We start from the raw sequence: 12,321 nt of genomic DNA, 5'->3' as shown, positions 1-12,321 counted from the left end.
GCTTTCGTTCTATATTGAATTTTACATAATGAGAAAAAGATTTTAATAATAGGAGTGTCTAAACGTGAGAATATCAACTAAAGGACGATATGGATTAACGATAATGATTGAATTAGCAAAACGGTTCGGAGAAGGACCGACATCGCTAAAAAGTATTGCCCAAACGCATAATTTGTCTGAACACTACTTAGAACAACTAATTGCGCCACTACGGAATGCTGGACTTGTCAAAAGTATTCGCGGTGCTTACGGTGGATATATTTTAGCAGAAGATCCTAAAAATATCACGGCTGGTGATATCATTCGTGTATTAGAAGGGCCGATAACACCTGTTGAAGGGATTGAAGATGAAGAACCTGCTAAACGTCACCTTTGGATAAAGATTCGCGACGCGATAAAAGATGTGTTAGATAATACGACATTAGAAGATTTAGCAAGCTTTACAGATGATAATGAGCAAGATGCTTACATGTTTTACATTTAATCAATATAATTTAGTCAATGGGACTTTTAAATTTGAGGTGAAAGACAATGGAACGGATATATTTAGATCATGCAGCTACATCGCCTATCCATCCGACAGTATTGGAAAAAATAGTCCCCATTATGCGTGATACATTTGGCAATCCTTCTAGCATTCATTCTTTCGGTCGAGAAAGTAGACATTTGCTAGATGAAGCAAGAGAAGTCATCGCGCGTGCAATTCATGCGCGTTCAAAAGAAATTGTTTTTACGAGCGGCGGCACAGAAGCTGATAATATGGCGATTATCGGTACCGCAATGGCAAATCAGCATAAAGGGAAACATATTATTACAACAAGTATTGAGCATCATGCATCCCTCCATGCTTGTCAATATTTAGAGAGTCAAGGGTTTGATGTTACGTATTTACCTGTTGATGAAGAGGGAATGGTTAAACTAGAAGAAGTAAAACGAGCGCTTCGCGATGATACGATTTTAGTGACAATCATATACGGTAATAATGAAGTTGGCTCCATCCAGCCCATTAAACAAATTGGCGAATTATTAGCAGATCATCAAGCTTATTTTCATACTGATGCTGTCCAAGCTTTCGGGATTTTACCGATCGATGTACAACAATTGCAAGTTGATATGTTAAGTGCATCTAGTCATAAAATAAATGGGCCAAAGGGAGTAGGATTTTTATTTGTACGGGAAGAGATCAAAATATCGCCGCGGGCATTTGGTGGAGAGCAAGAATTAAAGCGGCGTGCAGGAACTGAAAATGTTCATGGCATTGCTGGTTTTGCTGAAGCGGTCAAAATAGCTGAGGCAACGCGAAACGAAAAGCAGGTTCAATATCAAGAGCTTAAGAAAGTCATGATGGATACGTTCAAACAGCATGGCATTCACTATTCCTTAAATGGTTCAGTAGAGAACAGATTACCGCATATCGTAAATGTTCATTTTCCGGGTACAAATGTTGAATCGTTATTAGTGAACTTTGATCTTGCAGGTATAGCAGCTTCAAGCGGTTCTGCATGTACAGCTGGTTCCGTTGATCCATCGCATGTTTTAGTTGCGATGTTTGGTCAACAATCAGAAAAAATTGTATCATCTATTCGTTTTAGCTTTGGCTACGGAAATACAATAGAGCAAGTGGCTCTTGCAGCAGAAAAAATTGCACAAATCGTAAAGAGACTCACAACGTAGATATACTGGAGGTGAAGCAAGTGAAAGATCCAAAAAATACAAGGGTTGTTGTGGGGATGTCCGGAGGTGTTGACTCCTCTGTCTCCGCACTTCTTTTGAAGGAACAAGGATATGAAGTTATCGGTATCTTTATGAAAAACTGGGATGATACCGATGAAAATGGTGTATGTACAGCAACAGAGGATTATAATGACGTCATTCGAGTCTGTAATCAAATCGGAATTCCTTATTATGCGGTGAATTTTGAAAAACAATATTGGGATAAAGTGTTCACTTACTTTTTAGACGAATATAAAGCGGGGAGAACGCCAAATCCGGATGTTATGTGTAATAAAGAAATAAAATTTAAAGCTTTTTTAGATCATGCTTTAACGCTCGGAGCTGACTATGTGGCAACGGGGCACTACGCTCAAGTCGAGTATCGCCATGAAAAATACCGGATGTTGCGTGGAAAAGATCATAATAAAGACCAAACATACTTTTTAAACCAGCTTTCACAAGAGCAATTATCTAAAGTGATGTTTCCACTTGGGCATTTAGAGAAAAAAGAAGTTCGTGAAATCGCGAAAAAAGCTGAATTAGCAACAGCATCAAAAAAAGATAGTACCGGTATTTGCTTCATCGGTGAACGCAATTTCAAAGAGTTTTTAAGTCAATATTTACCTGCTCAACCAGGTAAGATGCAAACTTTATCTGGCGAAGTAAAAGGACAACATGATGGGCTAATGTATTATACGATTGGACAACGTCAAGGACTAGGTATTGGCGGAAGTGGAGAGCCTTGGTTCGTTGTAGGGAAAAATTTAAAAGAAAATATTCTATATGTAGACCAAGGCTTTGATAATGAATTGTTATATTCAGACTCCATTATCGCAACAAATATGAATTGGATTTCAGGGGTTGTGCCTAAAGAGGAAGTGGTGTGTACAGCAAAATTCCGTTACCGCCAACCCGACAATCCAGTACGCGTTCAAATGCTCGAAAGAAATCGAGCGAAAATTACGTTTGAACAACCAATACGTGCCATTACACCAGGACAAGCAGTCGTTTTATATAACGGAGAAGAATGTTTAGGTGGCGGTACAATTGATGAAATCTATAAAAATGGCGAGAAATTAACATATGTCGGATAATGAGAACCTCAACGTATTGTTGAGGTTTTTCATGTGGCCTTGAACCGACGGTTAAATTATTCATTTGAACCATGTATAATGAAACGTAGTGTGATTAGAAAAAAAAGAATGTATAAAAAGCATTTAATATAGATGAAATCCATAAATGATGTAAAGGTGGAAAAATGATGACAAAAAACGAACTAGGTATTCAAGCAATGCAAAAAGGAAATTTTGAAGAAGCGGCTAAATATTTTTCCGAGGCAATTGAAGAAAATCCGACAGACCCTTTACTATACGTAAATTTTGGCAATTTACTTGCCGCACTTAATGATCATGAACGAGCAATTCGTTTTTTTGAAAAGGCGATTGAAATCGATTCAAACACTGCTACAGCTTATTATGGTGCCGGAACGGTTTCCTATAACAAAAATGATTTTGTAAAAGCAAAAGACTTTTTTGAAAAAGCGATGAAAAATGGGCTCGAAAGTAGTGATCTTTTCTTTATGTTTGGCATGACATTCATTCAGTTGGAACAACCTCGATTAGCCCTTCCGTATTTACAAAGAGCAATTGAATTAAATGAAAAGGATATCGATGCGCGTTTTCAATACGGTTTATGTTTAGCACAATTCGGACAAATGGAAGAAGCGAAAAAAGAGCTATCCATCGTTGTGGAACAAGAGCCAAACCATTCAGATGCGTATTATAATTTAGGTGTTGCGTATGCGTATGAAGAAAATATAGACAAAGCGCTTTCGATGTTTAATAAAGCATTGGACATTCAACCGGATCATTTATTAGCAGGAAATGCGAAAAAGCTTATTGAAGAAGCGATCAACCGTTAAAATGAAAAGTGTCAGAGGAGGGATAAAGAATGACAAATGAACAATTGGACATGTTCCATGAAGAACGTTCATATGTAAAAGGTGTTATACAGCATATTGTCTTTCAAAATGAAGAAAACTTTTATACTGTGTTAAAAGTAAAAGTTTCTGAAACAAATGAGACTTTTGTTGATAAACAAATAACGGTTACAGGTTATTTCCCTCTTCTGAATATGGAAGAAACATACACGTTTATGGGTCAAAAAAAGCAGCATCCGAAATTTGGCGAACAATTTCAAGCAGAACAATTCCGAAAAGAGTTACCGCAAACAAAAGAGGGCATTATTCAATATTTATCAAGTGACTTGTTTAAAGGAATCGGAAAAAAAACAGCGGAATCGATTGTGAATGAATTAGGTGAAGGGACGATTTCGATCATATTGGAAAATCCCGATGCCTTAAAGCGTATTCCAAAGCTGAGTAAAGAAAAAGCAAACACATTAGTTGAAACGTTAAAAGCTCACCAAGGTCTTGAACAAATTATGATTGCCTTGAACCAATTTGGGTTCGGTCCTCAGCTTGGAATGAAAATTTACCAGACGTATAAAGATTTAACGCTCAATATTATACAAGAAAATCCATACAAATTGGTGGAAGATATTGAAGGTATCGGCTTTATTCGCGCCGATGAGCTCGGTAGACACTTAGGGATATCTGGGCATCATCCTGATCGGATTAAAGCAGCGTGCCTTTTCACTATTGAACATGATAGCCTTCAAGAAGGGCACGTTTTCATTACAAAAGAACAGCTTGCCATAAAAACAGCTCAACTTTTGAAGCAAGCAGATGGCGAATTTGTCGGGCAAGAATACATAGAGCGTGAATTAGTTTCACTAACAGAGGAAGGAAAACTAATAGAAGAGAAAGAACGATTCTATTTACCGTCATTATATTTTGCTGAACAAGGTCTTGTAGGGCATGTTCATCGATTATTAGAACAAGACGAGTATGAAAACGTATTTCCGGAGTCTGAATTTTTACTGGCATTAGGGCGCTTAGAGGAAAAGATGAATGTTCAATATGCTCCATCGCAAAAGGAAGCGATTCAACGTGCGATCCATTCCCCGATGATGTTATTAACAGGAGGACCAGGGACAGGGAAAACAACTGTTATAAAAGGAATCGTCGAAATTTATGCAGATTTACATGGCCTTTCACTCGATCCGAACGATTATAAGAAAGAGGATCCTTTTCCGATATTACTCGTTGCCCCAACAGGACGAGCGGCAAAACGAATGAGTGAAGCAACTGGTTTACCAGCTGTTACTATACATCGTTTGCTCGGTTGGAATGGTTCCGAAGGATTCAATTTGGATGAAGAAAATCCGATTAATGGGAAGTTATTAATTGTTGACGAAGTATCAATGGTTGATATATGGTTAGCGAACCAATTATTTAAAGCACTCCCTCCTTCGATTCAAGTTGTTCTTGTAGGAGATGAGGATCAACTTCCTTCTGTAGGACCTGGACAAGTATTGAGTGATTTATTAAAGTCTAATGTCATACCGACTGTCCGTCTTAAAGATATTTACCGCCAAGCCGAAGGGTCTTCCATTATTGAATTAGCTCATGATATTCGAAGCGGTGTATTACCTCATAATATTTTGTCAGCTACAAAAGATCGCTCCTTTTTACCGTGTAAAGGGAATCAAGTAAAGGAAGTTGTCAAGAAAGTGGTTGAAAATGCTGTGAAAAAAGGATATTCGCCAAAGGATATTCAAGTTCTTGCGCCAATGTACCGTGGTTCAGCTGGAATTGACCAATTAAACGTGATGTTGCAAGAAACATTGAATCCAAAATCAGAGCAAAAACGGGAACTACAGTTTGGCCCTGTTACCTATCGTGTCGGTGATAAAGTTTTACAGCTCGTCAATCAACCCGAAAGCAATGTTTTTAATGGCGATATGGGGGAGATTGTATCCATTTTTTACGCAAAGGAAAATACGGAGAAAGAAGATTTAATCGTTGTATCGTTTGATGGAAATGAAGTGACGTATACGAGACAAGATTTTCAGCAGTTTACGCATGCATATTGCTGTTCCATTCACAAATCGCAAGGAAGCGAATTTCCAATCGTTATTTTGCCCATTGTGAAAAGTTATTATCGGATGCTAAGACGTAATTTAATTTATACAGCTGTTACAAGAAGTAAACAATTTTTAATTATGTGTGGAGAAGTGGAAGCATTAAAAAGGGGTATCGAACAAAATGATAACTATAGAAGGCAAACTTCATTAGTGGAACGGTTAAATATAGACAGTGAGCTAGATGAGTTGCAACAACAGCTACCATTTAGTGTCCACGATGCAAACATTGGGATGGAAAACATTACGCCTTATGATTTTATGGAAGTAGAAACACACTAAAAATGTTCGGAAAGGTGGAGAGAATCTTTGCGAACATTTTCGGACATTAAAGGGATTCCTGTTTATTTGCGTTCAGGTAAAATTGTTGGTTACGTTGAAGATATCGCTTTGTCAGAAACTGGTTCCATTGAAGGGCTTATAATTGAAGGGAAAGGTTTTTTCGGGCGGGATAAATTAGTGAAAATCTCGTCCATCTCCTCTATTGGACAAGATGGGATTATGTTAAATGGTAAAGAAACGGAAATGTATGAGACGAGCAATATCGGACACCGGTTTTATGAAACAAAAGGCTCCATTCGTCATAAAGAATTGTTATTATCAACTGGAGATAAGGTCGGATTAGTAGATGATGTATATATGACGAATGATTTGGACACAATTGTAGCATATGAGGTGACAGAAGGGTTTTTTGCTGATGTGACAGTAGGAACAAAAACGGTTCACGTAGAAAATGAACAAATAATCGGCAAAGACGTAATTGTCCTCCAATAACGGGTAAAGAGGTGTCCTTGTTTTGTTTACGTGTCCGAATTGCAAAAGTAAAGACCTTGGAAAAATTGGTGTCAACCAATATTATTGTTGGAACTGTTTTATCGAACTAACAGTTTCAAAAGGTATTGTTCACACACACCAAGTAGAAGAAGATGGCACGTTAAGTTCTTTGGATGATTTGTTTTCTGATGATGAACGTTCTATTAGTATGTAGCATCTAATTCTCCACTCCAGTTGTTTGAGAGAATAATGAATGACAAGAAGTTGACGATTGACGTCAACTTCTTTTGGTGAAGCGGAATTTTTTCAAAGGATGCATCGTTTTTGAATCATTTCAAAATACGTGTACAGTCTTGATGTATATTATTCCCCTCTCGTTTAACAATATGAAGTAGGGGGGATGGATGGTGAGTGAGCGACAAAAGAAGTGGCTGTTTCGACTGTTACTAATCCTTTTGGCTTCATTATGTATATTTATGTTTTTCCAGTTAAGAGACATCTGGATTCCCTTCTTTTTTATGCTAAAAGCAATCATGATTCCGTTTCTCATTGCTGTTTTTATTACGTATTTACTTCATCCAATCGTTGAAAAGCTTCACGCTTCGAATTTGCCAAGACCGATTTCGATTTTAATCATTTATATTCTGTTTTTTGGTAGTGTTGGTTACGGTTTTTATAAAGGCATCCCAACACTCATTCAACAAGTGAAAGATTTGTCTGAGAATGTTCCAACTGTTACGGCTTCTTATCAAAACTGGATGGATGAAATTCATGATCAAACAACGAATTTACCGATTGATGTACACCAACGGATTGAAAAGCTTATGCAAAATGCTGAAGAGCAAGTTGGGAATACGTTAGAGCGCCTATTAACAAGTTTTCGTGCCTTGTTTGACTATGTACTCATTTTGGCTGTGATTCCGTTTTTAGTTTTCTATATGTTAAAAGATTATGACGAGATGAAAAAAGCTATTTGGTATTTAACACCTAAAAAGTGGCGAAAAGAAGGTAAAATATTTCTGCAAAAAATTGATGAATCCCTTGGAAACTATATAAGGGGACAGCTTTTAGTCTGTTTAACGATTGCATTTCTCGCCACCTTATTTTTTTGGTTTTTTGATATAAAGTATCCGCTTATTTTAGGAATCGTTGTTGGGGCAACGAATGTCATCCCATATTTTGGTCCGGTGATCGGAGCGATTCCAGCTGCCATCATTGCTGCAACGATGTCTATGAATAAGGTTATTGTTGTTGTTATAATCGTTTTTGTCCTTCAGTTTATTGAGGGAAATGTACTTAGTCCATTAATTGTAGGAAAGAGCCTTCATATGCATCCCGTTGTCATCATATTTGCGCTCTTAGCTGGTGGGGAAATAGGAGGAATCATTGGTTTAATCGTAGCTGTTCCAATCGTGTCTATTTTAAAAGTGACGATTCTTCATATTGTCATGCACTTGCGAACACATTGACATTTGCGATGTGCTTGTCTATAATTTTCAGTAGTTACATAAGGAAAACGAGGACGGATCTGAGTATGTTACAGTCCATCTGTAGAGAGGAACCTTCTTGGCTGGAAAAGGTTCTAGGTGAAGGGTAACAGAAGGCTAATCCGGAGTGCAGGAAAACCCTGCCGTCAAACCACGTTACGGTGAATAAAGGTGATGGATATTTTATCCATAATCAGGGTGGTACCGCGATCAAAACTCGTCCCTGTGTAAATAATTATCTTATTTACATAGAGAGGAGTTTTTTATTTTTCCTTGAACCTGATCACTAGATGCTCGCAAGAAGTTTAGAGGTAGAAATCTATAGGAGGTACATATGAAAACTTTAACATCTGCACAAGTACGTCAAATGTTTTTAGACTTTTTCAAAGAAAAAGGTCATGCGATCGAGCCGAGTGCTTCACTCGTTCCTCATGATGATCCTTCATTACTTTGGATTAACAGTGGAGTTGCAACGTTGAAAAAATATTTCGATGGACGAGTTATACCTGATAATCCAAGGATTACGAATGCTCAAAAATCAATTCGTACAAATGATATTGAAAACGTAGGGAAAACAGCTCGTCACCATACATTTTTTGAAATGCTTGGGAATTTTTCTATAGGGGATTATTTTAAAGAAGAAGCCATTGAATGGGCTTGGGAGTTTTTAACGAGTGAAAGATGGCTAGGGTTCGATCCAAATCTTTTATCTGTGACGATTCATCCAGAGGATGAAGAAGCATATAAAATTTGGAATGAAAAAATAGGTTTACCGAATGAGCGAATAATCCGTTTGGAAGGGAATTTCTGGGATATTGGTGAAGGGCCAAGTGGACCAAATACGGAAATTTTCTACGATCGTGGAGAGATTTATGGAAATGATCCAGAAGATCCAGAGTTATATCCAGGTGGAGAAAATGAGCGCTATCTTGAAATTTGGAATTTAGTATTTTCTCAATTTAACCATAATCCGGATGGATCTTACACACCATTACCGAAGAAAAATATTGATACAGGTATGGGTTTAGAGCGTGTCGTATCCGTCATTCAAGATGTTCCGACAAACTTTGATACAGATTTATTTATGCCGATTATTGAAGCGACTGAATCAATTTCAGGTGAAAAATATCGTTCGAATCAGGAAAAAGATGTTGCATTCAAGGTGATTGCGGACCATATTCGAACAGTGACATTTGCCGTGACAGATGGTGCTCTTCCATCTAATGAAGGACGCGGTTATGTGCTTCGTCGCTTATTACGAAGAGCAGTTCGATATGCGAAGACGTTAAATATTCACCGTCCATTCATGTACGAGTTAGTGCCAACAGTTGGGGAAATAATGGTTGACTTTTACCCAGAAGTAAAAGAAAAAGCAGAATTTGTCCAAAAAGTCATTAAAAATGAAGAAGAACGCTTTCATGAAACATTGAATGAAGGGCTTGCCATTCTTTCTTCTGTTATGAATAAACAAAAGAAAGCAGGAAGTAATGTCATTCCTGGCGAAGACGTTTTCCGATTATACGATACGTATGGATTCCCAGTAGAATTAACGGAAGAGTATGCACAAGATGAAAACATGGTTGTCGACCATGAAGGATTTGACAGAGAAATGGAAATGCAGCGTGAACGTGCTCGTAAAGCGCGCCAAGAAGTCGATTCCATGCAAGTTCAAGGAGGCGTGCTAGGAGATATTAAAGAAGAAAGTGAATTCATTGGCTACGAAAGTTTGACCGCTAAAGGAAAAGTATTTGCTATCGTCAAAGATGGCAAGCTAATTGATGAGGCACATGTAGGTGAAGAAGTCCAAATTATGCTTGATTGTACACCTTTCTATGCAGAAAGCGGTGGACAAATAGCTGATCGTGGGATCATCCATAATGAAAACGTTCAGTTAGACGTTAAGGATGTACAAAAAGCGCCGAATGGACAACATTTACATAATGTGATTGTTCAGACTGGAACATTAAAAACAGATATGGAAGTTGAGGCACGTGTAGATCCAACATCACGAAAAGCAATCGTGAAAAACCATACAGCAACACACCTTTTACATCAAGCATTAAAAGATGTTCTCGGCGCACATGTTAACCAAGCCGGATCTTTAGTTACATCGAATCGTCTACGTTTTGACTTTTCGCATTTTGGACAAGTGAATCAAGAAGAGCTTGATGCGATTGAACGAATCGTCAACGAAAAGATTTGGGAAGCGATTCCTGTTGCGATTCATTACAAATCACTCGAAGAAGCAAAAGCGATGGGTGCGATGGCATTATTCGGTGAAAAGTATGGGAATATTGTCCGGGTTGTGCAGGTAGGAGACTATAGCTTAGAGCTTTGTGGTGGATGTCACGTTGAGAATACGTCTTCAATTGGGTTATTTAAAATTATTTCTGAATCAGGTATTGGTGCAGGAACGCGCCGTATCGAAGCGGTTACGGGTAAAGAAGCCTATCGCTTCTTAACAGATCAATTAGCGGTATTAAAAGAAGCGGCAGCAAAATTAAAAACAAATCCGAAAGACGTTGTGTCCCGCATCGAAGCAATGCATGGAGAAATTCGTGAACTTGAGCGTGAAAATGAGTCATTAACGGCTAAGTTAGGGAACTTAGAAGCAGCCAATATTGTTGATCGTGTAGTAGAAGTAAATGGCGTAAATGTTCTCAGTGTGAAAGTGAATGCGAAAGATATGAATAGCCTCCGGGCAATGGTGGATGAACTTAAGCAAAAGCTCGGTTCCGGAATTGTTGTGTTAGGTGCTGTAAGTGAAGGGAAAGTAAATTTAGCTGCTGGTATTACGAAAGATTTAATTGAGAAAGGGTACCATGCTGGGAAGGTAATAAAAGAAGTGGCTACACGCTGCGGTGGTGGCGGTGGCGGCCGCCCAGATATGGCGCAAGCAGGTGGGAAAGATCCGAATCAATTGGAAGACGCGTTAAATTATGTCCAAGAATGGGTGAAATCCGTTTTATAATCTTGTCCAATGGTGTAAAATGTAGGTAAGAATGGATAAGGTAGATTCGGAGAAGAGTCTCCAGAAAGAGGTGCATATAATGAATTCATTTGATAAAACGATGAAATTTAATTTCTCGGAAGACTCCGTTGAAACGAATGTCAATGATGTGCTGAACACAGTCTATGACGCTCTAAAAGAAAAAGGGTACAACCCGATTAACCAAATTGTTGGTTATTTACTTTCTGGGGATCCCGCCTATATTCCAAGACACCGAGATGCACGTAATTTAATTCGAAAGATTGAACGAGATGAACTCATAGAAGAGCTAGTCAAGTCATATTTAAAACATCATCGTGAGGGTATATGAGAATTTTAGGATTAGATTTAGGAACAAAAACGTTAGGAGTGGCGGTTAGTGATGCACTCGGATGGACCGCACAAGGATTGGAAACAATTAAAATTAATGAAGAAGAAGGAGAATTTGGTCTTAGCCGACTCTCCGAAATTATAGTGCAATATGAAGTGGAAAAAATTGTGGTCGGTATGCCCAAAAATATGAATGGGACAATAGGACCTAGAGGAGAAGCTTCCAAGCAATTTGCTGATCAATTAGAAGAAAAGTTTCAACTGCCAGTCATACTTTGGGATGAGCGGTTATCAACGATGGCTGCTGAGCGATTGTTAATCGCTGCGGATGTAAGCAGGCAAAAAAGGCGTAAAGTCATTGACAAAATGGCAGCAGTTGTTATTTTACAGAGCTACTTAGACAGTCCAAAATAATATGAATGAGGTGTAATGGATTATGGAACACGGTGAAAAACAGATTACCATTATCGACGATGAAGGAAACGAACAGCTTTGTGAAGTTTTATTCACATTTGAAAATGAGGAATTTGGCAAGTCTTACGTACTTTATTATCCAGTAGGTGCAGAAGAAGATGAAAATGAAGAAATCGAAATCCATGCTTCGAGCTTTACGCCAAATGGAGAAGGGGAAGAAGGAGAGCTAAAACCGATTGAAACAGACGAAGAGTGGGATATGATCGAAGAAATGTTAAATACATTTCTAGAAGATGAAGAAGAATAAGTAAGAACGGTTCAATCAAAAAACACCGCCAATGGCGGTGTTTTTTGCTCTAAGTATAATAAAGTTTTCAAGAATTAATGGAGTTTTCATTGTCCAGCGCAAGCTCCTAGCCCCTAGAGTCAAAAACGTGACGCTGTAAAGGCAAAAAGCCCATTTCGTCGTAAGAACATTTTGTCTGAGGCTGAGCAAGGTGCGTTTGCTCTTTTTCTTGTTGTTTCAGAAAGTTTAAATTCGCTAAAGCGGTAAAACACAATGAATGGAGC

General features: G+C 38.2%; 12 protein-coding genes and 1 other annotated feature. All 12 genes read left to right on the top strand.

Annotation, left to right across the window (positions count from 1 at the left end):
- The first annotated feature begins 64 nt into the window (after nt 1-64).
- The 12 genes from cymR (at nt 65) to MLD65_RS04365 (ending at nt 12,058) form a co-directional block, all read left to right on the top strand.
- Complete coding sequence (gene cymR / locus MLD65_RS04420; RefSeq protein WP_243290657.1) at nt 65-484, top strand: cysteine metabolism transcriptional regulator CymR; 420 nt, start codon at nt 65-67, stop codon at nt 482-484.
- 47 nt (nt 485-531) lie between these two features.
- Entirely contained in the window at nt 532-1,674 is a 1,143-nt protein-coding gene (locus MLD65_RS04415; RefSeq protein WP_243290656.1) for a cysteine desulfurase family protein, read from the top strand.
- 20 nt (nt 1,675-1,694) lie between these two features.
- A complete protein-coding gene (mnmA, locus tag MLD65_RS04410; protein WP_347709265.1) occupies nt 1,695-2,807 on the top strand; it encodes a tRNA 2-thiouridine(34) synthase MnmA in 1,113 nt (370 codons plus the stop codon).
- Nucleotides 2,808-2,974: 167 nt separating this feature from the next.
- On the top strand, nt 2,975-3,634 hold the full coding sequence (locus tag MLD65_RS04405) for a tetratricopeptide repeat protein (RefSeq protein ID WP_243290719.1): 660 nt from the start codon (nt 2,975-2,977) through the stop codon (nt 3,632-3,634).
- Between the two features lie 29 nt (nt 3,635-3,663).
- On the top strand, nt 3,664-6,039 hold the full coding sequence (gene recD2 / locus MLD65_RS04400; protein WP_243290655.1) for an SF1B family DNA helicase RecD2: 2,376 nt from the start codon (nt 3,664-3,666) through the stop codon (nt 6,037-6,039).
- A 27-nt stretch (nt 6,040-6,066) separates the two neighbouring features.
- A complete protein-coding gene (locus tag MLD65_RS04395; RefSeq protein WP_243290654.1) occupies nt 6,067-6,531 on the top strand; it encodes a PRC-barrel domain-containing protein in 465 nt (154 codons plus the stop codon).
- A gap of 22 nt (nt 6,532-6,553) precedes the next feature.
- Nucleotides 6,554-6,745 (top strand): hypothetical protein, encoded by a 192-nt coding sequence (locus MLD65_RS04390; protein ID WP_243290653.1) that lies wholly within the window; start codon nt 6,554-6,556, stop codon nt 6,743-6,745.
- 190 nt (nt 6,746-6,935) lie between these two features.
- On the top strand, nt 6,936-8,000 hold the full coding sequence (locus MLD65_RS04385; RefSeq protein ID WP_243290652.1) for an AI-2E family transporter: 1,065 nt from the start codon (nt 6,936-6,938) through the stop codon (nt 7,998-8,000).
- A 41-nt stretch (nt 8,001-8,041) separates the two neighbouring features.
- Nucleotides 8,042-8,246: a binding site (T-box leader), on the top strand.
- Nucleotides 8,247-8,352: 106 nt separating this feature from the next.
- Complete coding sequence (alaS, locus tag MLD65_RS04380) at nt 8,353-10,989, top strand: alanine--tRNA ligase (protein WP_243290651.1); 2,637 nt, start codon at nt 8,353-8,355, stop codon at nt 10,987-10,989.
- A gap of 79 nt (nt 10,990-11,068) precedes the next feature.
- A complete protein-coding gene (locus MLD65_RS04375) occupies nt 11,069-11,338 on the top strand; it encodes an IreB family regulatory phosphoprotein (protein WP_243290650.1) in 270 nt (89 codons plus the stop codon).
- Nucleotides 11,335-11,751 (top strand): Holliday junction resolvase RuvX, encoded by a 417-nt coding sequence (ruvX, locus tag MLD65_RS04370; RefSeq protein ID WP_243290649.1) that lies wholly within the window; start codon nt 11,335-11,337, stop codon nt 11,749-11,751. The genes MLD65_RS04375 and ruvX overlap by 4 nt, the downstream gene beginning before the upstream one ends.
- A 22-nt stretch (nt 11,752-11,773) precedes the next feature.
- Nucleotides 11,774-12,058, top strand: a complete 285-nt coding sequence (locus MLD65_RS04365) for a DUF1292 domain-containing protein (protein ID WP_243290648.1) — start codon at nt 11,774-11,776, stop codon at nt 12,056-12,058.
- Nucleotides 12,059-12,321: the final 263 nt, after the last annotated feature.

The sequence above is a fragment of the Bacillus sp. FJAT-47783 genome, from assembly GCF_022808615.1.
Classification (GTDB): domain Bacteria; phylum Bacillota; class Bacilli; order Bacillales; family Aeribacillaceae; genus Bacillus_BZ.
Note: the sequence above shows the minus strand (reverse complement) of the source record. Positions and strands in the feature narration are given on the sequence as shown.